The organism is Rahnella sp. ChDrAdgB13 (assembly GCF_017655185.1).
GTDB classification, from domain to species: Bacteria; Pseudomonadota; Gammaproteobacteria; order Enterobacterales; family Enterobacteriaceae; genus Rahnella; species Rahnella contaminans.
In genome coordinates this window covers 1-21,933 of the sequence record NZ_JAEMGT010000074.1, presented here as the reverse complement: position 1 = coordinate 21,933, position 21,933 = coordinate 1, and the positions used below count along the sequence as shown (strand labels likewise).

Below are 21,933 nucleotides of genomic sequence, written 5' to 3'. Positions count from 1 at the left end.
ACAGGTGAGAACAACCCGCAAGGCTGGCTTTCAGACAGGATAAAACCCTGCGAGCCACAGCCATGGGACTGTTTTTCACTCATATCATTGTAAAACACGTTTTTAGACTCCGTGTAACGAGTCGGAAGAAATCAGGGGAAATCACCCCGGAGGTCGCAGGCTACATCAGTTATATGTCGGGAATACGATCCCGGTTTTACTGAGTAGCGTACAGATGTCGGCGACTGACCTGTCTGTAGTCAGGCTGTCTGTAACATCGCAGAGAGGGCAGACATTTCTCTGAAAGAAGTGCTGCAAGGCGCATTAAAGGCTGCAGGGGATGCTGTTGAAATGTAACAACCGGTAAAAAGTGGGTCATTAACCTAACCACCTCCACACGTGCCACGCATCACCCGCGGGCATTCGAGCTGAGAAAACAGTAATCACTGGAATACGCTGGGATCTACAGTCTCTATAAATGTGTACAGCGCGCGCCGTTTATACCGGCAACCTGCTGAAATTGCAAAATGAAAATGACGTCAGGATTGTTTCTATGCGTGAATATCACTGCAAACCCGCACAATAACGCCATGTTCGCCACAAAAATGACTGGCTTTCAACACAGGTGCTATCCTAAAATAGCCGTCCAGATGTTAATCCGTCCGTAGCAATTTTAGGGATTAATGCGCAAACTGCTTTAAGGCTTTGCCTAATGGGGACATGCAGGACGCATTGTGACAATGACGAGCTAAGCTCCTCATCTGCCCGTCTCCCCGGTGCTATGCAGTGATATCTAACCCGTCGTATGTAAGGTAAAGAACATAATGGCTAAACACCTCTTCACGTCCGAATCTGTTTCAGAAGGACATCCAGATAAAATTGCAGACCAGATTTCTGACGCCGTACTGGACGCAATTTTAGAGCAAGACCCGAAAGCACGTGTTGCATGTGAAACTTATGTCAAAACCGGCATGGTCCTGGTTGGCGGTGAAATCACCACTAGCGCATGGGTCGACGTTGAAGAAATCACGCGTCAGACCGTTCGCGAAATTGGCTATATCCATTCTGACATGGGTTTCGATGCCAACTCTTGTGCCGTACTGAGCGCTATTGGTAAGCAATCTCCGGACATCAATCAGGGCGTTGACCGCACTGACCCGCTGGAACAAGGCGCGGGCGACCAGGGTCTGATGTTTGGTTACGCTACCAACGAAACCAGCGTTCTGATGCCAGCTCCAATCACTTACGCACACCGTCTGGTGCAGCGTCAGGCTGAAGTACGTAAATCAGGCACCCTGCCATGGCTGCGTCCTGATGCGAAAAGCCAGGTCACTTTCCAGTATGACGAAGGCAAAATCGTTGGCATCGATGCCGTTGTGCTGTCCACTCAGCACGCTGAAGACATTGCGCTGAAAGATTTGCAGGAAGCGGTGATGGAAGAAATCATCAAACCTGTACTGCCAGCAGAATGGCTGAACGCCAGCACCAAATACCACATCAACCCGACTGGCCGTTTCGTTATCGGTGGCCCGATGGGCGACTGCGGTCTGACCGGACGTAAAATCATCGTTGATACCTACGGCGGCATGGCCCGTCACGGCGGCGGTGCATTCTCAGGTAAAGATCCGTCGAAAGTTGACCGCTCTGCTGCTTACGCTGCACGTTATGTGGCGAAAAACATCGTGGCAGCCGGTCTGGCTGACCGTTGTGAAATCCAGGTGTCTTACGCCATTGGCGTGGCTGAACCGACTTCCATCATGGTGGAAACCTTCGGTACGGGTAAAGTTTCTAACGAACAGCTGACCCTGCTTGTGCGCGAGTTCTTCGACCTGCGTCCATACGGCCTGATTCAGATGATGGATCTGCTGCACCCGATCTACAAAGAAACCGCTGCATACGGTCACTTTGGTCGCGAACATTTCCCATGGGAAAAAACCGACAAAGCGGCTCAGCTGCGCGAAGCTGCCGGCCTGAAATAAGTTTTTCAGACTGTTCTGCACTGAAACCCTGTCCTTGCGGCGGGGTTTTTTATTGCCTGTTTTTAGGGGATTAGCGCGGAATGAATAGGGATGGAATCTGATTTTTAAAGACATGTGAAAACGGTTACAGATAATAACTTGTTATAAATTAATAGATTATTTTTATGATTAAAAATGTGTCACATAATTTTGATTGATATAAATCAATTTATGGGCTATTACTCTGCATGAAAGCCCCTTCCCTGCTGCATATCTCATTGAAACCCTTACCGAACAACATTCCCGATGACACCTATAAGTGTAAACGATTACAACACTGTGACCGGGTTCACGTTAAGCTGTGTACAGGGTAAATAACATAACAACCTAAGCATTATTACAAACTCAAAACGATTGCATTATTTTGGAGACCGGATGAACAACTCAACTTCGACCAAAGGAAAACGCTCGAACAAAAGCGTCACTTTCTTTGTGTGTTTTCTCGCTGCGCTGGCCGGACTGTTGTTCGGCTTAGATATCGGCGTCATCGCTGGTGCCCTTCCGTTTATCAGCCATGATTTTCAAATCACCAGCCACCAGCAGGAATGGGTGGTCAGCTCCATGATGTTTGGTGCCGCCGTCGGTGCTGTCGGCAGTGGCTGGATGAACTTCCGCATTGGCCGTAAGTACAGCCTGATGATTGGCGCGATCCTGTTCGTTGCCGGTTCCCTGTGTTCAGCCTTCGCGCCAAACACAGAAATTCTGATTATTGCCCGCGTCCTGCTGGGTCTGGCGGTCGGCGTCGCGTCTTACACTGCGCCAATCTACCTGTCAGAAATTGCACCGGAAAAAATCCGTGGCAGCATGATTTCCATGTACCAGCTGATGATCACCATCGGTATTCTGGCGGCGTACCTGTCTGATACCGCATTCAGCTACACCGGCGCATGGCGCTGGATGCTGGGCGTTATCACCATCCCTGCCGTGTTGCTGCTGATTGGCGTATTTTTCCTGCCGGACAGTCCGCGCTGGCTGGCCGCACGCGGTGACGATGGCAAAGCCCGCCGTGTTCTGGAAAAACTGCGTGATTCCAGCGAACAGGCGAAACGTGAGCTGGATGAAATCCGTGAAAGCCTGAAAGTAAAACAAAGCGGCTGGGGTCTGTTCACTAACAACAAAAACTTCCGTCGTGCGGTTTACCTCGGCATCCTGTTGCAGGTCATGCAACAGTTCACCGGCATGAACGTCATCATGTATTACGCACCGAAAATCTTCGGCATTGCCGGTTTTGCCAGCACGTCTCAACAAATGTGGGGAACGGTCATTGTCGGTCTGGTTAACGTTCTGGCGACCTTTATCGCCATCGGTCTGGTTGACCGCTGGGGCCGTAAACCTACCCTGAAACTGGGCTTCCTGGTTATGGCCGTCGGTATGGGCGTGCTCGGGACTATGCTGCACATTGGCGTTGTATCAGATGCCGCGAAATACTTCTCTATCGCGATGCTGCTGATGTTCATCGTAGGTTTTGCGATGAGTGCCGGTCCGCTGATTTGGGTTCTGTGTTCTGAAATTCAGCCGCTGAAAGGCCGTGATTTCGGTATCACCGTTTCAACCGCGACCAACTGGATTGCCAACATGATCGTGGGCGCGACCTTCCTGACCATGCTCGACAGCCTCGGCAACGCCAACACCTTCTGGGTTTACGCGGCGCTGAACGTTGTGTTCATCTTCATCACCATTGCGTTAATCCCTGAGACCAAAAACGTCTCTCTGGAACACATCGAACGCAACCTGATGAAAGGTGAAGCGCTGCGCGACATCGGTAAGTAAGCCCGCCATTCCTCCCCTGCAAAGGGGAGGAATTCAATATTGCATCTCGCTTCCCACCGATTTATCCTTCGCCTGATGAAAACCTCACGCCTTCCCATCGCCCTGCAACAAGCCGTCATGCGCTGCCTGCGGGAAAAACTCCAGATGGCAAATCAGTTTTTTGCCACCGATTACGCGGAGCCGGAAATCACATATCAGCAACGCGGTACCAGCGCGGGCAGCGCGTACCTCCAGCACTGGCAAATCCGTCTTAACCCTGTCTTGCTGATGGAAAACCAGCAGCCTTTTATTGATGAAGTGGTTCCGCACGAGCTGGCGCATTTGCTGGTTTACCGGCGGTTTGGACGCGCACCGGCGCCGCATGGCAAAGAGTGGCGCTGGATGATGGAACATGTGCTGGGTGTTTCCGCCAGCCGGACGCACAAGTTCGAAGTCGCCTCGGTGCAAAGCAAAACCTACCCATATTTATGCGCCTGCCGTGATCACCAGCTGACTGTCCGACGCCACAATAAAGTGATGCGTAAAGAGTCAGAATATCGCTGCCGGCATTGCGGTGAGTTGTTACGTTTTAACGCTAAAGGCACCGCTAACTGCTGATTTTTCAATCACTAAATAGCCATATTGTCTGATTGTCACACCGCTTCGCATCCGTTACCCTTGCGACCTTTTACACTCGGGCTATTCGGAAACATGTTTCGTAAAACACTTTTATCCTTTCTGTTTATCGGTGCTCTGGCACCGCTGAGCGCTTTCAGCCAGTCTGGCAACGCCATTAATAATTTCACTCAGGCCAAAGCGGCGGCAGTGAAAATTAATCAGGGTGCGCCTACATTTTATTGCGGTTGTACCATCAGCTGGCAGGGGAAAAAAGGCACGCCGGATCTGCAATCCTGTGGCTATCAGGTACGTAAAAGCGAACAACGCGCCAGCAGGATTGAGTGGGAGCATGTGGTTCCCGCCTGGCAGTTCGGCCATCAGATGCAGTGCTGGCAGGATGGCGGACGCAAAAACTGTGCGAAAAACGCCGACTATCGCCAGATAGAAACGGATTTGCACAACCTTGAACCGGCTATCGGCGAAGTGAACGGCGATCGCAACAACTTTATGTACAGTCAGTGGAACGGCGGGGAAGGCCAGTACGGCAAATGCGGGATGAAAGTCGACTTCAAAGCCAAAGCCGCCGAGCCGCCAGCCCGTGCACGCGGCGCCATCGCACGCACCTATTTCTACATGCGCGACCAGTACAAACTGAACCTGTCCCGTCAGCAAACTCAGCTGTTTACTGCCTGGGATCGCCAGTATCCGGTCACCGCCTGGGAATGCGAACGCGATAACCGCATTGCGAATGTGCAGGGAAATCACAATCCGTACGTTCAGCAGGCTTGCGCGCAAAGAAAAAGCTAACTTAGTATTAAACTCATCATCAGAGCACATTAGTTCGCGACAATGCGGACTAATGTCGCCAAAATAACCCCTCTCAAGACTTTAAGGACAGCAGCCTCACATGCGCATACCTCGCATTTATCACCCTGAACCGTTAAACGCGCACAGCGAAATTGCGCTCAGTGAAGATGCCGCGAATCACGTCGGGCGCGTTCTGCGCATGCAGCCTGGTCAGGCCATTCAGTTATTTGACGGCAGTAATCAGATCTTCGACGCCAGCATTACGCAGGTGGATAAGAAGAACGTGCGCGTCAGCCTGGAAGAAGGCGTGCTGTCAGACAATGAATCACCGCTGAATCTGCATCTCGGCCAGGTGATTTCGCGCGGCGAGAAGATGGAATTCACCATCCAGAAATCCATTGAGCTGGGCGTGAATACCATTACGCCGCTGTTTTCCGAACGCTGTGGCGTGAAACTGGACGGTGAGCGTCTGGAAAAGAAATTGCAGCAGTGGCAGAAAATCGCCATTGCCGCCTGTGAACAGTGTGGCCGAAACCGCATTCCGGAAATTCGTCCGGTCATGCAGCTTGAAGCCTGGTGCGCCGAGCAGGACGACAGCCTGAAGCTGAACCTGCATCCTCGCGCCAGTCACAGCATCAATACCCTGCCGCTGCCGGTGAATCATGTTCGCCTGCTGATCGGCCCGGAAGGCGGTTTATCCGCCGACGAAATTGCAATGACCTCCGGTTACGGATTTACTGATATCCTGCTGGGACCCCGTGTTCTGCGTACAGAAACTACAGCACTCACCGCGATAACGGCCTTACAGGTTCGTTTCGGCGATCTGGGTTAAGAGGAGACCAAATGATCAAGCTTGGCATCGTGATGGACCCGATTTCTTCCATCAACATCAAAAAAGATACCAGTTTCGCAATGTTGCTCGAAGCGCAGAGTCGTGGCTACGAGCTGCATTACATGGAAATGAATTCCCTGTATCTGCGCGGCGGCGAAGGCCGTGCGACCACCAGAAAGCTCAGCGTAAAGCAGGATTATGACGGCTGGTATGAATTCGGCACCGAACAGGATATCGCCCTGCAGGAGCTCGACGTGATCCTGATGCGTAAAGATCCGCCGTTTGATACCGAATTTATTTATGCCACTTACATCCTTGAACGCGCCGAAGAAAAAGGCACGCTGATCGTCAACAAACCGCAGAGCCTGCGCGACTGTAACGAAAAGCTTTTCACCGCCTGGTTCCCAGAACTGACGCCGGACACGCTGGTAACACGCAACGCGGCACAGCTGAAAGCGTTCCATAAAGAACATACCGATGTGATCCTCAAACCGCTCGACGGTATGGGCGGCGCATCAATCTTCCGCCTGAAACCGGAAGACGCGAACGTTTCCGTTGTCATCGAAACACTGACCGAGCACGGCAGCCGTTTCTGCATGGCGCAAAACTATCTGCCTGCCATTAAAGACGGCGACAAACGCGTTCTGGTTGTCGACGGCGAGCCGGTGCCTTACTGCCTGGCGCGTATTCCTGCACAAGGTGAAACCCGTGGCAATCTGGCTGCCGGTGGCCGCGGTGAAGCACGTCCGCTGAGCGAAAGCGACTGGGCAATTGCCCGCACCGTTGCACCAATCCTCAAGCAAAAAGGCCTGATTTTTGTCGGTCTGGATATCATCGGCGATCGCCTGACCGAAATTAACGTTACCAGCCCGACCTGTGCGCGTGAAATCGAAGCCGCATTCCCGATTTCCATCACCGGTATGCTGATGGACGCTATCGAAAAGCGTCTGGCTGCACGCTAATCACGCAATATCGTCATTAACGGGTTATCCGCACTGCCGGATAGCCCGCTTTTTTTGATGACGCTGCCGTAATAAACTGGCTTGTCTGATTTTGTTTCTATTTTGAGGTTAAACATCCTACATACCATGAATCTACAACATCACTTTCTTATTGCGATGCCCGGACTGGACGAACCCCAGTTCAAACGTTCGGTCGTGTATATCTGCGAACATAATGAAGACGGCGCAATGGGTCTGGTGATTAATAAACTGGTCGAAGATTTCACCGTCGAAAATGTGCTCGATAAACTCGATATCAGCCCTGAGCCACGCGATCCGGCAATCCGCCTCGACCGCCCGGTCTTTTCCGGCGGCCCTCTGGCAGACGATCGTGGTTTTATTTTGCATACGCCGCGTGAAGGTTTTGGGTCCAGTATCCGGATTTCAGACTGCACCATGATCACTACGTCCAAAGACGTTCTTGAAACATTGGGCACGCCTGACCAGCCGAAAAATGTGCTGGTGGCGCTCGGGTATGCGGCCTGGGAACAGGGGCAGCTGGAGCAGGAATTGCTGGAAAATTCATGGCTGACCATTGAAGCGAGCAGCGACATTCTCTTCCACACACCGATTGCAGACCGCTGGCGTGAAGCCGCGAAAATGATCGGCGTGGATGTCAGCCAGCTTGCCACCCACGCAGGGCACGCATAATGGGTAACCGCACAGTCTTCGCCTTCGATTTCGGCACCAAAAGCATCGGCCTTGCGATCGGCCAGGAAGTCACTGGCACGGCGCGCCCGCTGACGTCGTTTAAAGCGCAGGACGGCACGCCGGACTGGCTGAAGATCGAAAAGCTGCTGAAAGAATGGCTTCCTGATCTGGTCGTGGTTGGTCTGCCGCTGAACATGGACGGTACAGAACAGCCGCTGACGGCACGTGCACGCAAGTTTGCCAACCGTCTGCATGGCCGTTTTGGCGTTCAGGTGGAGCTGCATGACGAACGTCTGAGCACCGTTGAAGCACGCGCGGATTTGTTTGACCGTGGCGGCTTTCGCGCGCTGGACAAAGGCAGCGTGGACGCGGCTTCGGCGGTCATCATTCTGGAAAGCTGGTTCGAGAAACAATGGAGTCAGTCCTGATCCGCAGCCAGTAACCCGGCGCTTTGCCGCTGCTGGCGGCTCTGCGCAAATGTCTGCATTCCGGCCTGTGCGCCGGTTTGCAGTACATCGGCCAGCTGATGCGTTTTCCCCTCGCGGATCAGATTGCACACACCCGGCGTTGATGTCAGCACTTCAAACAATGCCACCCTTCCGCCCTGCTGTTCCTCCGTCGCTTTCGTTACCGCCAGCTTTTGGGCAATCACCGCCCGCAAACTGCCTGCCAGCTGTGCCCGGACAAACGCCTTTTCTTCTACGGGAAAAACATCGACCAGCCGGTCAATCGCCTGCGTGGCATTACGCGTATGCAAGGTTGCCAGTACCAGATGCCCGGTTTCTGCCGCGGTCAGCGCCAGCCGGATACTTTCGGTGTCACGCAGTTCCCCCAGCAGCAACACATCCGGATCCTCACGCAGGGCACCGCGCACGGCCTCAGAAAAAGAGCGCGTATGCTGCCCCAGCTCACGCTGCTGGATCAGGCAGCGCTGGCTGGTATGAATCAGCTCAATGGGATCCTCAAGCGTAATGATGTGCCGCGCCGTATGCCGGTTGAGATGGTTAATCAGCGCTGCCAGCGTGGTGGATTTCCCGCTACCGGTCGCGCCGGTAACCAGAATCAAGCCATCCTCCTGCATAATCAGCCGCTGCAAAACGTCAGGCGCGTGAAGCGTGGCCAAATCCGGACAATGCGCCGGAATGGGTCGCAGCGCCGCGGAAAGCCCGTGCCATTGCTGAAAAATGTTGAGCCGCATCCGCACGCCCGCCCCGAGCGTCAGCGCTTTATCCACCTGTCCGGCCTGATGCAGACAGTCAAGCTGCGCGGTATCCAGCCACTGCTGGCTGAGTGCCTGCATCGCCGACGCCTTAACAACCGGCAGATCCTCGCAGCGGCATAATTCGCCATCAATGCGTAACATTGGCGGATAGCCGGTACAAAGGTGCAGATCAGAGGCATTTTGCTTTACACTACGCCCCACTAATCCATCAATATCCATGTTGAAATCCTCCCGAGTCCTTATGAGCCTGAGTCAGCAAAACGCTATTGAGCAGAACTTACAGAATGTCCGCGAGAAAATCGCAGCCGCTGCACAGCTTTGCGGCAGGTCTCCAGAAGAAGTTACTTTGCTTGCAGTCAGCAAAACGAAACCTGCGAGCGCTGTCGAAGAAGCTATCGCCGCCGGGCAGTTTGCCTTCGGTGAAAACTACGTGCAGGAAGGCGTGGATAAAATTGCCCACTTTGCCGGGCATCAGCCAGCGCTCACCTGGCATTTCATCGGACCATTGCAATCAAACAAAAGCCGCCTGGTGGCCGAGAATTTCGACTGGTGCCATACGATTGACCGTCTGAAAATCGCCCAGCGCCTCAATGAACAACGTCCGGCTGATCTTGCGCCATTACAGGTTTTGATTCAGGTGAATATCAGCGATGAAGCCAGTAAATCCGGTATTGCGCTGGAAGACGTTGCGGAGCTGGCGGCGCAAATCATGGCGATGCCTAATCTGAATCTGCGCGGTCTGATGGCAATTCCGGCGGCAGAAACCGATTACGCACGCCAGCTGGACGTTTTCAGCCAGATGCGCGACGCACTGAAGGCATTGCAGGTCATTTGCCCGCAAGCGGATACGCTTTCAATGGGCATGACCGACGATATGCCGGCAGCCATTGCGGCAGGCAGCACCATGGTGCGTATCGGGACGGCGATTTTTGGTGCCCGCGATTACAGCGCCAAACAGTAACCGCTGCGATGCAGTAAACTGTTTTAAATCATCATTAAATGACTTACTTATCCCCTGTTCTGACAGCAAGGAGCACCAATGCAACATCGTAAACTCTGTTTTATCGGCGCCGGTAACATGGCAGGCGCGATTATTGCGGGTCTGGTCGAAAGCGGCTATCCGGCAAATCTGGTCAGCGTTTGTGCCCCTTCCACCACGCACCGCGACGCGCTGGCTGAAAAATATGGCGTTAAAAGCAGCAGCGATAACAATGGCTGCGCAAAAGACGCTGATGTGGTGGTACTTTCTGTAAAACCACAAATGATGGCCGATGTATGTAAAGCACTGCAAAAAGACGTGGATTTTAGCGGCAAGCTGGTACTGTCGATTGCCGCAGGCGTCAGCGTGGCGCGTTTCTGCGAGCTGCTGGGCGATAATCTGAACATTGTGCGTATTATGCCTAACACGCCGTCTCTGGTCGGAAAAGGCATGAGCGGTTTGTTCGCGCCAGAACAGGTTTCACAAGCTGACCGCGATTACAGCGGCGAGCTGATGACCGCCGTCGGCAAAGTGTGCTGGGTCGATACCGAAGAAGGCATCAACCATATTATTGCTGCTGCGGGCAGTGCGCCGGCGTATTTCTTCCTGTTTATGGAAGCGATGCAGGCTGAAGCACAGCGTCTGGGCTTTAGTGCAGAAGCGGCACGGATGCTGGTGGAACAGGCTGCAAGCGGGGCGACTGCGCTGGTCGCCGCCAGCCCGGACACGCCATTGTCACAACTTCGTGAGAATGTGACGTCCAAAGGTGGCACGACGTTTGAAGCACTGAAAGTTTTCACCGATCGTAAATTACCGGAGATTGTCTCCGAAGCCATGCAGGCCGCCATTACCCGCGCACAGGAAATGGAAAAACAGTTTTAACATACTTAGATAAGGCAATTTATGCTGACCAATTTGTTAGTCATGGTAATTAATACTTACGCAATGATTTTACTGCTCCGCATCTGGATGCAGTGGGCGCGTACAGATTTTTATAATCCGTTATCCCAGTTTGTCGTAAAAGTCACACAGCCGGTTATCCGTCCGCTTCGCCGGGTGATCCCGCCGCTGGGGCCGATTGACAGCGCGTCATTGCTGATTGCGTTCCTGCTGCTGACGCTCAAATACCCGCTGATGGAGCTGATTATTAGTGGCGGGATTTCACTGAGCCTGGTGAATTTGCTGGCGGGTCTGGTTTCGTTAATCAAAACCGCAGGCTCGCTGATTTTCTGGGTTGTGATTATCCGCTCCCTGCTGAGCTGGGTAACGCAGGGTCGTGGCCCGATGGATTATCTGCTGATGCAGTTAACTGAACCGCTGATGGGGCCAATTCGCCGCATCTTACCCGCGCTGGGTGGCATCGATTTTTCAGGCATGATTATCGTGATTATTCTTTATATTCTCGATAATTTCTTCGCGAACTTAAATTACATCGGAACATTATGGCAGTTGCCGTAAATCCGGTGAGCTGGCAGTCCGATGCGCTGGTTTTGCGGTTGATTATTCAGCCCAAAGCCAGCCGCGACAGCCTGGTCGGTTTGCATGGCGATGAATTCAAAGTCGCCATCACCGCGCCACCAGTGGACGGTCAGGCCAACACGCATCTGGTGAAATTTCTCGCCAAACAGTTTAAAGTCGCCAAAAGTCAGATAAGCATTGAAAAGGGCGAGCTGGGCCGCCATAAACAAGTCCGCATTACGAATCCGCAAAATATCCCGACCGAGGTCGCGGTACTGCTCGCTGAATAAACTCATTTCAGATGGTCTTCAGGACGTTATTTTATGCAAAAAGTCGTATTGGCTACCGGCAACGCCGGTAAAGTCCGTGAACTCGCACACCTTCTGGCCGATTTCGGGCTGGACGTTGTCGCACAAACCGAACTCGGCGTTGAATCCGCTGAAGAAACCGGCCTGACGTTCATTGAGAACGCCATTCTCAAAGCCCGCCACGCGGCGGCAGAAACCGGTTTACCGGCTGTGGCCGATGACTCCGGCCTGGCCGTCGATTTTCTGGGTGGCGCGCCGGGGATTTATTCCGCACGTTACGCAGGTGTTGATGCCAGCGATCAGCAAAATCTCGACAAACTGCTCGTTGCGTTGAAAGACGTGCCGCAGGGCCAGCGCAATGCACAATTTCATTGCGTTCTGGTTTACATGCGTCACGCAGAAGACCCGACGCCGCTGGTGTGTCACGGCAGCTGGCCGGGTGAAATTGCCTTTGCACAAGCCGGTGAAGGTGGTTTTGGTTACGACCCCATTTTCTTCGTTCCGGAACTGGGCAAAACAGCCGCAGAGCTGACGCGTGAAGAAAAAAGTGCGGTATCGCACCGTGGTCAGGCGCTGAAACTGCTGCTGGCGGCGATGAAAGAGGCTGTACAGAAGAATGCGTAAGTTGCCGCCGCTGAGTCTCTACATTCATATTCCGTGGTGCGTGCAAAAATGCCCTTACTGCGATTTCAACTCGCATGCGTTAAAGGGTGAAGTGCCGCACGACGACTATGTCGCGCATCTGCTGGCCGATTTGGATGCAGATTTGCATCTGGCCGTAGGCCGAAGCGTAGGGACAATTTTTATCGGCGGCGGAACCCCAAGCCTGCTGAGCAGCGAAGCGATGCAAAACCTGCTCGACGGCGTACGTGCGCGTTTGCCTCTCGATGCCAGTGCGGAAATCACCATGGAAGCCAATCCGGGTACCGTCGAAGCAGACCGCTTCAGCGGCTATCAGCGCGCCGGTGTGAACCGCATTTCAATTGGTGTGCAAAGTTTCGATGCGCAAAAACTGGAGCGTCTGGGGCGTATTCACGGGCCGGAAGAAGCAAAACGCGCCGCCCATCTGGCGACCGGCCTGAATTTGCGCAGTTTTAATCTGGATCTGATGCACGGTTTACCGGATCAGACACTCGAAGAAGCGCTGGACGATTTGCGTCAGGCCATCGCACTGAATCCGCCGCATTTATCGTGGTATCAGCTGACCATCGAGCCTAATACGATGTACGCCTCACGTCCGCCAACGTTGCCGGATGACGACGCGCTGTGGGATATCTTTGAGCAAGGCGACCGGCTGCTGACGGCCGCCGGTTATCAGCAATATGAAACGTCTGCCTATGCTAAACCCGGCTATCAGTGCCAGCATAATCTCAATTACTGGCGCTTCGGGGATTATCTCGGCATCGGTTGCGGCGCGCACGGCAAGCTGACACAGCCCGACGGGCAAATTCTGCGCACGGTCAAAACCAAGCATCCGCGTGGTTATATGCAGGGACGTTACATGGACAAACAGCATCCTGTGGAAACAGAAGATTTGCCGTTTGAATTCTTCATGAACCGTTTCCGTCTGCTCGAAGCCGCACCACGCGAAGAGTTTGGGTTGTATACCGGGCTGGATGAATCGGTGATCCGCACGCAGTTAGATGAAGCTATCGCCAAAGAATATCTGGTTGAAACCGAGACGCACTGGCAGATCACCGGCAAAGGAAAACTGTTCCTGAACTCACTGCTGGAGCTCTTTTTGGCGGAGTAAGGATTAGGATCGCAAAGATAAAAAAACCGCGTAATCGCGGTTTTTTTGTGTCTGGCATTTAGCAAATTACTGTTTCAAATCCGCCAGTAACGCTTTGTGCTGGGTATCCAGCGCGGTGACGCGTTTACAAACATCATCGCCGAAGGCTTTAAACTCTTTTTCCTGTTTGTTCCACTCTTCCTGTACGGCCTGTTGCAGACCGCCGAGATTGCCCATCATTGCCTGCAGGGGATTGCCGCCGCTCGTGGCTTGTTTCAGGCCCATCTCGTTGATGCTGTCCTGCATCACACCGCCCATAGTTTGTTCCATCAGCTTCTGGCCATTCTGCTTAACCTGATCCACCGCTTTGTAGTGGAAGGTCAGCCCGTCAGTGCGATGCTCGATAATCAGATTCATCTGCTCTTTCAGCTGTTTATCCAGCTTGACCAGACGATTACGCACGTTGCTGTCGCTGCCGAGTTTATCGACAATCACACGGTCAACGGCCACACGGCCTTTTTCGAGATGCGCCGTCGCGCCCTGATCAATCCATGGCAGGTCACGGCGCAGGCCAGCCTGATAATCGATGGCTTCCTGACGCTGTTTTGCGCTCAGGGTCATGTCTTTTCCGTTAAGAGTCACATTGCCGTTAGGGGTCATCAGCAAGTCACCGCTTTTGCCGACAACCTGCACGGTTTGCGGCTTGATGATCACGTCGTCTTTAGGCTGAACGGCACACTGATAATCAGCCTGCACGCTCCATGCACTCAGCGCCAGCAATGCAGCCAGTCCGGTTTTTACCACTCCACTTTTTACTAACATGTACTCTCCCTTAAGACAGCAAACTCAAAAAATTGAACGGCCAATTCGTTGCGCCAGTAATTCTAAGGCAGCAATACCTGCCAAAGAGTTCCCCGCCGCATCAAGTTCCGGCGACCAGACAGCGATACACATCTCTCCCGGCACGATAGCAATAATGCCGCCACCGACACCGGACTTGCCCGGCATGCCGACGCGGTAAGCGAATTCACCGGCGCCGTCGTACATGCCGCTGGTCACCATCATTGCGTTAATCTGTCGCGCCTGACGGGCATCAATCAGCGGCTGCTCATTACCCAGCGGATGGCCCTTGTTCGCAAGATAAACGAACGTCCGCGCCAGTTCCTCACAACTCATGCGCAATGCGCAATAATGGAAATAGGTGTGCAACACGGTGATGACGTCGTTATCGAAATTACCGAAAGATTTCATCAGGTAAGCGATCGCGGCGTTGCGATCGGAATGATCGAATTCAGAACGCGCAACGTGCCGATCGTAGTTGAGATCGGCCGAACCGGCCAGTTGACGCACCACTTCCAGCATTCTTTGCTTGGGCGCAGTCAGACGGGTTTGCAGCATATCGCAAACCACCAGCGCACCGGGGTTGATAAACGGATTGCGCGGTTTCCCCTGTTCCAGCTCAAGCTGAACCAGCGAGTTAAACGGCTGGCCGGAAGGCTCTTTGCCCACGCGTTGCCAGATTTCGCTTTCCTGATAGCGGGTCAGCGCCAGCGTCAGGCTGAGCACTTTAGAAATCGACTGGATTGAGAACCGGGTATTGGCATCACCGGCACGAAAGATCTCCCCTTTCGTGGTACACACGGCAATCCCCAGATGATCAGGGCTGACTTCTGCCAGCGCGGGAATATAGTCGGCGACTTTACCACGGCCAATCAGCGGCCTGACCTGCGCAAGAATATCTTCCAGCAAACTGTTATCGAGCTCGGTACCCAACGTCCTTCCTCCAGATGTAACAAAGGTGCCGGAAAGGCACCTTTAAAAGATTCAGTGTTCAACTGCTGGCAGAATCAATCCCACCAGATATCGAACAGGTCTGAAACTTCAACGTCTTCCATTTTATGGTCTTCTAACCATTTTTTGACCTGCGCGCGCTGTTCATCAGTGCAGTGACCGATATCCTGACGGCAAACCAGACCTTCCCATTGCAGATAAGCCGCTGCCGTCGAAGGCCAGTTTGTTTGGCTCGATCACACCGTCAATGAATTTATCCAGTGATTCGTCAATGGTTTCTACCGCGGTACCTTCCGGGAAACGCCATTTTACAGAGAAGCCCAGTTCCTGGAACTCGGCAATGTGTAACTTCTTACGTAAACGACGACTGCGATTTGTAGCCATTATTGCTTCCTCTCAAACATCAGATCCCACACGCCGTGGCCTAAACGCTGGCCACGCATTTCGAACTTAGTTACCGGGCGCGATTCGGGGCGCGGTACATAATTATTTTCCTGCGACAGATTTGCCCAGTTTTCGAGACTGGTCATCACCTCAAGCATGTGTTCTGCATACGGCTCCCAGTCGGTTGCCATATGGAATACGCCACCCACTTTCAATTTCCTGCGCAGTTTCTCAACGAATTCAGGCTGCACGATACGGCGCTTATTATGACGCGCTTTATGCCACGGGTCAGGAAAGAATAGCTGTACCATGTCCAGCGAGCCATCCGGAATCATTTTTTCCAGTACTTCAACCGCATCGTGACACATCACGCGCAGGTTGCTGACGCCCTCTTCGTGCGCCGTTGCCAGACAGGCACCGACGCCCGGCGAATGCACTTCGATCCCGATAAAGTTCTGGTCAGGATTCTGCTGCGCCATGGTGACAAGCGACGTGCCCATACCAAAACCGATTTCCAGCACAACCGGTGCTGAGCGACCAAATAAGGCATCAATATCCAGAGCTTCAGTCTGAAACTCCACGCCCATCACCGGCCAGAAGTTGTCCAGCGCAAATTGCTGACCTTTTGTCAGACGGCCCTGACGGCGGACAAAGCTGCGGATACGGCGCATTGCGCGACCGTTCTCATCGAACTCCGGAGAAATGACGTCGTTTTTCATGGTGTTTCCACTCCGTTACGCAAGACGCGGTATTCGGTCACTGCTGTATTTTGGTCATTAACTGTTAAGAATGGCGCATTATCCAAACTTACTCCCGATTAGCAAGGCTTGCGGGCAGGAAATCCGTCAATACAGTGCGGAAAGTTCCGGTTTACAGCCAGACGGGAACTGTGATGTGATCAGCCCCGTCTTTTAACCCTGCCGGACTGTAATTCACCCATGATGGAAGCCTCCACTTTTTCGCCGCTGGTGCTCGACTGGTATCAGCGCTATGGCCGTAAAACGCTGCCGTGGCAAATCGCCAAAACGCCTTATAAAGTCTGGCTTTCTGAAGTGATGTTGCAGCAAACGCAGGTCGCAACCGTTATTCCTTATTTCGAACGGTTTATGGAACGCTTCCCGACGGTGTCCGATCTCGCCGCCGCCCCGCTCGATGAAGTGCTGCATCTGTGGACCGGTCTGGGTTATTACGCCCGGGCGCGTAACCTGCATAAAGCGGCGCAAACTATTGCCACTCAGCACAATGGCGTGTTTCCGACCACCTTTGATGAAATTCTCGCGTTGCCGGGCATTGGTCGTTCGACCGCAGGCGCCGTATTGTCGCTGGCGCTAAACCAGCACTATCCCATTTTAGACGGTAACGTGAAGCGCGTGCTGGCCCGGTGTTATGCCGTTGACGGCTGGCCGGGCGAGAAGAAAACTGAAAATCGTTTGTGGAAAATAAGCGAAGACGTCACACCGGCTGAAGGTGTCGCGCAGTTTAATCAGGCGATGATGGATTTAGGGGCAATGGTCTGCACCCGCAGCAAACCAAAATGTGAACTGTGCCCGGTGAAATCCGGCTGCGAAGCCTACGCACATCACAGCTGGGCAAAATATCCGGGTAAAAAACCCAAGACGACGTTGCCGGAAAAAACGGCCTTTATGCTGATGATTCAGCAGGACGAAAAAGTCTGGCTGGAGCAGCGGCCGCCGGTGGGCCTGTGGGGCGGTTTATTTTGCTTCCCGCAATTTGCGACAGAAGAAGAACTGGCGCAGGGGCTTCAAAAATACGGTGTTACGCAAAATCAGTTGCAGCAGCAGACCGCTTTTCGCCACACTTTCAGCCATTTCCATCTGGATATCGTCCCGATGTGGTTAAATCTGCGAACGACAGCGGGTTGCATGGATGAAGGTGCGGGTCTCTGGTATAACTTAGCGCAACCACAACAGGTCGGGCTGGCCGCACCGGTCGAGCGTTTGCTGACCTCTCTGGCAAAACAAGCCGATGGCAAAAAACCGTCCCAACAGAATGATCATAAGGAATTAGCATGAGCAGAACGATTTTTTGTACTTTTCTGAAACGCGATGCCGAAGGACAGGACTTCCAGCTTTATCCGGGCGAGATCGGCAAACGTATTTTCAACGAAATTTCGAAAGAAGCCTGGTCTCAGTGGATGACCAAACAAACCATGCTGATCAACGAAAAGAAACTCAGCATGATGAACCCGGACGACCGGAAACTGCTGGAACAGGAAATGGTTAATTTCCTGTTTGAAGGTCAGGATGTTCATATTGAAGGCTACACCCCGCCTTCAAAATAACGTTCAGGAACAGAAATTTAGGCAGGCTCGTGCGCGGCCTGCTTCTTTCACCAGAAATGGTTTTCAGATGAAGAAAATTTTAGCTTTGCTGGTTATCGCACCGATGCTGATTTCCTGCTCCGGCAGTAAAAAAAACCAGTTCGACGAAGCTTTCGTAAAAGACACCAACGGATTCGATATTTTGATGGGGCAGTTCGCTCATAACATCGAAAATATCTGGGGTATGAATGAAGTCCTGATTGCGGGTCCGAAAGACTACGTAAAGTATAGCGATCAGTATTACACCCGCAGCCACATCAACTTTGATGCGGGTACCATCACGATTGAAACCATTTCCGGCACCGATCCGGCCGCGAGCCTGCGTCAGGCGATCGTCAGCACCTTACTGGTGGGCGATGATCCGGGCAATGTTGACCTCTATTCCGACGCCAACGATATCCAGATCAGCCGTGAGCCGATGCTTTACGGGCAGGTTCTCGACAACACCGGGCAGCCTATCCGCTGGGTCGGCCGTGCCAACAGCTTTGCCGATTATCTGGTGCAAAACAAACTGATGCGCCGCCAGTCCGGCATGCATATCATTTATTCCGTCACGATCCAGATGGTGCCAAACCACCTGAATCAGCGTGCGCATAAATATCTGCCGATGATCCGCGAAGCCTCCGCCAAATACGGCGTCGATCAGTCGCTGATCCTGGCGATCATGCAAACCGAATCCGCCTTTAACCCGTATGCGGTCAGTAACGCCGATGCGCTGGGCCTGATGCAGGTTGTGCAGCATTCCGCCGGGGTTGACGTCTTTAAATCCGAAGGCAAGTGGGGCAAACCGAGCCGAAGCTATCTGTTCGATCCGCAGAACAATATCAACACCGGCACCGCGTATCTGGCGATGCTGCAAACGACGTATCTGGGGAACATCAGTAACCCGACGTCACGCCGTTACGCCGTGATCACGGCCTACAATGGCGGTGCAGGCAGCGTGCTGCGCGTGTTCTCACAGAACAAAACGCAGGCGTTCAACATCATCAACAACATGGCGCCGGGCGATGTCTATACCACGCTGACCACCAAACATCCGTCAGCCGAATCGCGCCGCTATCTGTACAAAGTGAACAACACGCAGCGCAGCTATCGCCGTGTAGACTGATGTGATTGCGGTACAAAAAAAAACGGAGGCCCGCTGGCCTCCGTTTTCATTTCTGCGTGAGCGTGTGCGGATTACTCCGCGACGACGTAGCCCATAATACGCTTCCAGCCGACAGGTTTTTTCTCGATATAAACGCCCTGTAGTTCAGGCGAGAAGCCCGGCAGCAGATTAATCCCCTCTTCCAGCGCCATGAAGTAACGCTGCACAGCGCCGCCCCACAGCTCGCCCGGCACGACACACAGAACGCCCGGCGGATACGGCAACGCACCTTCCGCCGCGATACGGCCTTCGGCTTCGCCGACAGGCACCAGTTCAATATTGTCGCGGATAAACTCGTTATGGGCGTCCTGCGCGTTCATCACCGCTTTCGGGAAACTCTTCTCGCGGAACATCTCTTTTTGCAGCTCTTTCACATCAAAACTGACGTACAGGTTATGCATTTCCTGGCACAACTGGCGGATGGTGTAGTTGCGGTATCTGTCTTCGTTTTTACGGTAAACGGTCGGCAACACTTCGCTCAGCGGCGCGTCTTCTTCGATGTACTGCTCGAAGCGAACCAGCTCTTCCACCAGCAGCTGCATTTTGGCCGGCGTTTCGGCTGGCGTCAGCAGGAAAAGGATCGAGTTGAGATCGCATTTCTCCGGCACGATGCCGTTCTCACGCAGGTAGTTCGCCAGGATCGTCGCGGGAATACCAAACTCGGTATATTTCCCGCTGGACGCATCAATGCCTGGCGTGGTCAGCAGCAGCTTGCAAGGATCAACAAAATACTGTTTTTCCGCGTAACCCGAGAAGGCATGCCAGCGCTCGCCCGGCACAAAATCGAAGAAACGCACATCGTTCGCCATTTCAGCGGTTTCATGATCCTGCCAGCGCTTTCCACCGACCACCGGCGGAACAAACGGCAGAATCATCGAACACTGATCGAGCAGCATTTTGCGGGTTTCGATACCCAGCTTCACGCACTCCATCCACATATGTTTACCGCTGCCACCGGCATGAATACGCGCGTTGACATCAAGCGCGGCAAAAAGCGGATAAAACGGGCTGGTTGAAGCGTGCATCATGAATGCGTTATTCAGCTTCTTATGGCTGCAATGACGCTTCTGGCCTTTGATATGATTGTCTTTTTTATGGATCTGCGACGTCTGCGAGAACCCGGCCTGCTGCTTATGCACGGACTGCGTGACGATAATGCCCGGATCGTTTTCGTTGAGTTCCAGCAACAGCGGCGAGCACTCTTTCATCATCGGGATGAATTGCTCGTAACCGACCCATGCAGAATCAAACAGAATGTAGTCGCACAGATGCCCGATTTTATCGACCACCTGACGCGCGTTATACACGGTGCCGTCATACGTGCCGAGCTGGATAATCGCCAGGCGGAAAGGACGTTTTTCTCCAGCACGTTGCGGAGCCACTTCTTTGATTTGTTTGCGCAGATAAGCTTCATCGAAACAGGCCGCGTCGATGCCGCCGATAAAACCAAACGGATTGCGTGCGGTTTCGAGATACACCGGCGTCGCGCCCGCCTGAAGCAGTGCGCCGTGGTGGTTGGATTTATGGTTGTTACGGTCGAACAGCACCAGATCGTCGCGCGTCAGCAGCGCGTTGGTCACGACTTTGTTCGCGGCAGAAGTCCCGTTGAGCACAAAATAGGTTTTATCCGCGCTGAAGACTTTCGCCGCATACTTTTGCGCATCCTTCGCCGAGCCTTCGTGGATCAGCAAATCGCCCAGTTTGACGTCGGCGTTGCACATGTCGGAACGGAAAATGTTCGGGCCGTAAAAATCATAGAACTGACGCCCTGCCGGATGGCGACGGAAAAACTCACCGCCCTGATGCCCCGGACAGGCAAAGGTAGCGTTCTCCATCTCGACATACTTTTTCAGTGTGTCGAAAAACGGCGGGAACAAAGCTTCTTCATAGCCCTGCGCAGCCGATTCAATCTGCGCCGCATAGAACGCCTGATTGGCATCGGACAGCGTAATCACGCCTTTCAGCGACGGTAAAAACTCCGGCGCAATCTGCTCCGTTCCCTGCACTGCAACAAACGCGGGGATCCCGAATCCCAGCGTTTCTATCTCCGCCAGCCTGCCGTGATTCAGATCCCCGACAGAAATAATGATGGCCGCCACGTCGGCATAATCGGCACGACGCAGATCGACGACCAGGCGGGACGTCTGGAGATAAGGGGCGACAGAAGCGCTTGCTGCAAGTTTTAAGTGTTTCATTCAGACTCTCAAACGGTTAAGTAAGAGGGTGTGCCACAGGGCACGGCAATGAGCTGGTTCTTACGTCTTAAAGGTATAATGCGCAGAGTCCAGCCCGGCAAATGACGTTGGCTTGAGCGCGAGGTCGAGTGCGATGAAACGATGCCCGAGGGGCAAAGTGGTGACAGATCGACGTTCAGGCCAGGCCACGTCTGATAGACAACAGTAAAATCAGAGGTGCGCTCTGTTTTTACTAATATCTAACAGCAGGCAAACGGTAGCCTTACCGCATGAAAGGATCTGCAAAAGGAGGAAAACTGGAATCGTGGTGATTACAGCACCCGGAGATCATCATCAGATTTTTTCTGCACTTACGAAAAGCGCGATGTGATAAACCAGCCATGCCGCAACCCTCTTGAGCTGTCGCGTGAAAACGGGATCAGAGTTGTTTAATAAATCGGCGCAATAATGGCATCTTTTATTCCCCTGTTCAACCCTGAACATTGCGGGAAATTCTTACAGAATGCGACATCACAAAACGCGAAAATCCGCCCATCCCACCCTGTTTTGACAGACACTTTCCCGGTATCGTAAGTTAAATCGCCAAAATGCGGTAAAAAGCATCAGTCGGGTGACGAACGCCACCGTTGTTACAAAAAGCCGTTGACGACACATGCCCAATACGGTTTAATGCGCCCCGTTGCCCGGATAGCTCAGTCGGTAGAGCAAGGGATTGAAAATC

22 protein-coding genes and 1 pseudogene are annotated in these 21,933 nt (G+C 53.1%); 17 read left to right on the top strand and 6 right to left on the bottom strand.

The window, feature by feature from the left end:
* The first annotated feature begins 803 nt into the window (after positions 1-803).
* The 8 genes from metK (at position 804) to ruvX (ending at position 8,083) form a co-directional block, all read left to right on the top strand.
* A complete protein-coding gene (gene metK, locus J8X26_RS18525) occupies positions 804-1,958 on the top strand; it encodes a methionine adenosyltransferase (protein ID WP_152327747.1) in 1,155 nt (384 codons plus the stop codon).
* Between the two features lie 414 nt (positions 1,959-2,372).
* Positions 2,373-3,767: a sugar porter family MFS transporter gene (locus J8X26_RS18520; protein WP_152327746.1), complete on the top strand. Its 1,395-nt coding sequence runs from the start codon at positions 2,373-2,375 to the stop codon at positions 3,765-3,767.
* 75 nt (positions 3,768-3,842) lie between these two features.
* Entirely contained in the window at positions 3,843-4,364 is a 522-nt protein-coding gene (locus J8X26_RS18515; RefSeq protein ID WP_208951584.1) for a SprT family zinc-dependent metalloprotease, read from the top strand.
* Between the two features lie 93 nt (positions 4,365-4,457).
* The gene (gene endA / locus J8X26_RS18510; RefSeq protein ID WP_208951580.1) at positions 4,458-5,171 is read left to right on the top strand and encodes a deoxyribonuclease I; all 714 of its coding nucleotides are present in this window, start codon (positions 4,458-4,460) and stop codon (positions 5,169-5,171) included.
* A gap of 100 nt (positions 5,172-5,271) precedes the next feature.
* Positions 5,272-6,003 (top strand): 16S rRNA (uracil(1498)-N(3))-methyltransferase, encoded by a 732-nt coding sequence (gene rsmE, locus J8X26_RS18505; RefSeq protein ID WP_152327743.1) that lies wholly within the window; start codon positions 5,272-5,274, stop codon positions 6,001-6,003.
* 11 nt (positions 6,004-6,014) lie between these two features.
* Positions 6,015-6,965, top strand: a complete 951-nt coding sequence (gene gshB / locus J8X26_RS18500; protein WP_208951579.1) for a glutathione synthase — start codon at positions 6,015-6,017, stop codon at positions 6,963-6,965.
* A gap of 126 nt (positions 6,966-7,091) precedes the next feature.
* Complete coding sequence (locus J8X26_RS18495) at positions 7,092-7,655, top strand: YqgE/AlgH family protein (protein WP_152327741.1); 564 nt, start codon at positions 7,092-7,094, stop codon at positions 7,653-7,655.
* Positions 7,655-8,083 carry a Holliday junction resolvase RuvX gene (gene ruvX / locus J8X26_RS18490; protein ID WP_152327740.1) on the top strand — a complete coding sequence of 143 codons (429 nt, stop codon included), beginning with the start codon at positions 7,655-7,657 and terminating at the stop codon, positions 8,081-8,083. The genes J8X26_RS18495 and ruvX overlap by 1 nt, the downstream gene beginning before the upstream one ends.
* Here ruvX and J8X26_RS18485 read toward each other — a convergent pair.
* Positions 8,074-9,096 (bottom strand): type IV pilus twitching motility protein PilT, encoded by a 1,023-nt coding sequence (locus J8X26_RS18485; RefSeq protein ID WP_208951578.1) that lies wholly within the window; start codon positions 9,094-9,096, stop codon positions 8,074-8,076. The genes ruvX and J8X26_RS18485 overlap by 10 nt on opposite strands.
* Before the next feature lie 22 nt (positions 9,097-9,118).
* Between J8X26_RS18485 and J8X26_RS18480 the strand changes: the two genes are divergently transcribed.
* The 6 genes from J8X26_RS18480 to hemW all read left to right on the top strand — a co-directional run bounded on the left by J8X26_RS18480 (position 9,119) and on the right by hemW (position 13,375).
* Entirely contained in the window at positions 9,119-9,838 is a 720-nt protein-coding gene (locus tag J8X26_RS18480; protein WP_208951577.1) for a YggS family pyridoxal phosphate-dependent enzyme, read from the top strand.
* A 78-nt stretch (positions 9,839-9,916) separates the two neighbouring features.
* The gene (gene proC, locus J8X26_RS18475; protein WP_152327737.1) at positions 9,917-10,738 is read left to right on the top strand and encodes a pyrroline-5-carboxylate reductase; all 822 of its coding nucleotides are present in this window, start codon (positions 9,917-9,919) and stop codon (positions 10,736-10,738) included.
* A gap of 21 nt (positions 10,739-10,759) precedes the next feature.
* The gene (locus J8X26_RS18470) at positions 10,760-11,314 is read left to right on the top strand and encodes a YggT family protein (protein ID WP_104923215.1); all 555 of its coding nucleotides are present in this window, start codon (positions 10,760-10,762) and stop codon (positions 11,312-11,314) included.
* A complete protein-coding gene (yggU, locus tag J8X26_RS18465) occupies positions 11,299-11,604 on the top strand; it encodes a DUF167 family protein YggU (protein ID WP_152327736.1) in 306 nt (101 codons plus the stop codon). Before J8X26_RS18470 ends, yggU begins: the two co-directional genes overlap by 16 nt.
* Before the next feature lie 33 nt (positions 11,605-11,637).
* Positions 11,638-12,246 (top strand): XTP/dITP diphosphatase, encoded by a 609-nt coding sequence (locus J8X26_RS18460; RefSeq protein ID WP_208951576.1) that lies wholly within the window; start codon positions 11,638-11,640, stop codon positions 12,244-12,246.
* Positions 12,239-13,375 (top strand): radical SAM family heme chaperone HemW, encoded by a 1,137-nt coding sequence (gene hemW / locus J8X26_RS18455; protein ID WP_208951575.1) that lies wholly within the window; start codon positions 12,239-12,241, stop codon positions 13,373-13,375. The genes J8X26_RS18460 and hemW overlap by 8 nt, the downstream gene beginning before the upstream one ends.
* 66 nt (positions 13,376-13,441) lie before the next feature.
* Here the strand turns inward: hemW and J8X26_RS18450 are convergent, their stop codons facing one another.
* The 4 genes and pseudogenes from J8X26_RS18450 to trmB form a co-directional block, all read right to left on the bottom strand.
* Entirely contained in the window at positions 13,442-14,176 is a 735-nt protein-coding gene (locus J8X26_RS18450) for a DUF2884 domain-containing protein (protein ID WP_208951574.1), read from the bottom strand.
* A 24-nt stretch (positions 14,177-14,200) separates the two neighbouring features.
* On the bottom strand, positions 14,201-15,127 hold the full coding sequence (glsB, locus tag J8X26_RS18445) for a glutaminase B (RefSeq protein ID WP_165059139.1): 927 nt from the start codon (positions 15,125-15,127) through the stop codon (positions 14,201-14,203).
* Between the two features lie 74 nt (positions 15,128-15,201).
* Positions 15,202-15,529, bottom strand: a pseudogene (locus tag J8X26_RS18440) (YggL family protein).
* The gene (gene trmB, locus J8X26_RS18435) at positions 15,529-16,248 is read right to left on the bottom strand and encodes a tRNA (guanosine(46)-N7)-methyltransferase TrmB (protein ID WP_152327731.1); all 720 of its coding nucleotides are present in this window, start codon (positions 16,246-16,248) and stop codon (positions 15,529-15,531) included. Before trmB ends, J8X26_RS18440 begins: the two are co-directional and overlap by 1 nt.
* A gap of 219 nt (positions 16,249-16,467) precedes the next feature.
* On the opposite strand from trmB, the gene mutY reads away from it, so the two are divergent.
* The 3 genes from mutY to mltC all read left to right on the top strand — a co-directional run bounded on the left by mutY (position 16,468) and on the right by mltC (position 18,978).
* On the top strand, positions 16,468-17,562 hold the full coding sequence (gene mutY, locus J8X26_RS18430; RefSeq protein WP_152327730.1) for an A/G-specific adenine glycosylase: 1,095 nt from the start codon (positions 16,468-16,470) through the stop codon (positions 17,560-17,562).
* Positions 17,559-17,831 carry an oxidative damage protection protein gene (locus J8X26_RS18425; protein ID WP_101075311.1) on the top strand — a complete coding sequence of 91 codons (273 nt, stop codon included), beginning with the start codon at positions 17,559-17,561 and terminating at the stop codon, positions 17,829-17,831. The genes mutY and J8X26_RS18425 overlap by 4 nt, the downstream gene beginning before the upstream one ends.
* Before the next feature lie 67 nt (positions 17,832-17,898).
* Positions 17,899-18,978 (top strand): membrane-bound lytic murein transglycosylase MltC, encoded by a 1,080-nt coding sequence (gene mltC / locus J8X26_RS18420; protein ID WP_152327729.1) that lies wholly within the window; start codon positions 17,899-17,901, stop codon positions 18,976-18,978.
* Between the two features lie 71 nt (positions 18,979-19,049).
* On the opposite strand, the gene speF is transcribed toward mltC, so the two are convergent.
* Entirely contained in the window at positions 19,050-21,212 is a 2,163-nt protein-coding gene (speF, locus tag J8X26_RS18415) for an ornithine decarboxylase SpeF (protein WP_152327728.1), read from the bottom strand.
* Between the last annotated feature and the right edge of the window lie 721 nt (positions 21,213-21,933).

Coding starts and splice junctions, on each gene's coding strand:
- metK (WP_152327747.1), top strand. CDS start 804: ATGGCTAAACACCTCTTCACGTCCGAATCTGTTTCAGAAGGACATCCA.
- J8X26_RS18520 (WP_152327746.1), top strand. CDS start 2,373: ATGAACAACTCAACTTCGACCAAAGGAAAACGCTCGAACAAAAGCGTC.
- J8X26_RS18515 (WP_208951584.1), top strand. CDS start 3,843: ATGAAAACCTCACGCCTTCCCATCGCCCTGCAACAAGCCGTCATGCGC.
- endA (WP_208951580.1), top strand. CDS start 4,458: ATGTTTCGTAAAACACTTTTATCCTTTCTGTTTATCGGTGCTCTGGCA.
- rsmE (WP_152327743.1), top strand. CDS start 5,272: ATGCGCATACCTCGCATTTATCACCCTGAACCGTTAAACGCGCACAGC.
- gshB (WP_208951579.1), top strand. CDS start 6,015: ATGATCAAGCTTGGCATCGTGATGGACCCGATTTCTTCCATCAACATC.
- J8X26_RS18495 (WP_152327741.1), top strand. CDS start 7,092: ATGAATCTACAACATCACTTTCTTATTGCGATGCCCGGACTGGACGAA.
- ruvX (WP_152327740.1), top strand. CDS start 7,655: ATGGGTAACCGCACAGTCTTCGCCTTCGATTTCGGCACCAAAAGCATC.
- J8X26_RS18485 (WP_208951578.1), bottom strand. CDS start 9,096: ATGGATATTGATGGATTAGTGGGGCGTAGTGTAAAGCAAAATGCCTCT.
- J8X26_RS18480 (WP_208951577.1), top strand. CDS start 9,119: ATGAGCCTGAGTCAGCAAAACGCTATTGAGCAGAACTTACAGAATGTC.
- proC (WP_152327737.1), top strand. CDS start 9,917: ATGCAACATCGTAAACTCTGTTTTATCGGCGCCGGTAACATGGCAGGC.
- J8X26_RS18470 (WP_104923215.1), top strand. CDS start 10,760: ATGCTGACCAATTTGTTAGTCATGGTAATTAATACTTACGCAATGATT.
- yggU (WP_152327736.1), top strand. CDS start 11,299: ATGGCAGTTGCCGTAAATCCGGTGAGCTGGCAGTCCGATGCGCTGGTT.
- J8X26_RS18460 (WP_208951576.1), top strand. CDS start 11,638: ATGCAAAAAGTCGTATTGGCTACCGGCAACGCCGGTAAAGTCCGTGAA.
- hemW (WP_208951575.1), top strand. CDS start 12,239: ATGCGTAAGTTGCCGCCGCTGAGTCTCTACATTCATATTCCGTGGTGC.
- J8X26_RS18450 (WP_208951574.1), bottom strand. CDS start 14,176: ATGTTAGTAAAAAGTGGAGTGGTAAAAACCGGACTGGCTGCATTGCTG.
- trmB (WP_152327731.1), bottom strand. CDS start 16,248: ATGAAAAACGACGTCATTTCTCCGGAGTTCGATGAGAACGGTCGCGCA.
- mutY (WP_152327730.1), top strand. CDS start 16,468: ATGATGGAAGCCTCCACTTTTTCGCCGCTGGTGCTCGACTGGTATCAG.
- J8X26_RS18425 (WP_101075311.1), top strand. CDS start 17,559: ATGAGCAGAACGATTTTTTGTACTTTTCTGAAACGCGATGCCGAAGGA.
- mltC (WP_152327729.1), top strand. CDS start 17,899: ATGAAGAAAATTTTAGCTTTGCTGGTTATCGCACCGATGCTGATTTCC.
- speF (WP_152327728.1), bottom strand. CDS start 21,212: ATGAAACACTTAAAACTTGCAGCAAGCGCTTCTGTCGCCCCTTATCTC.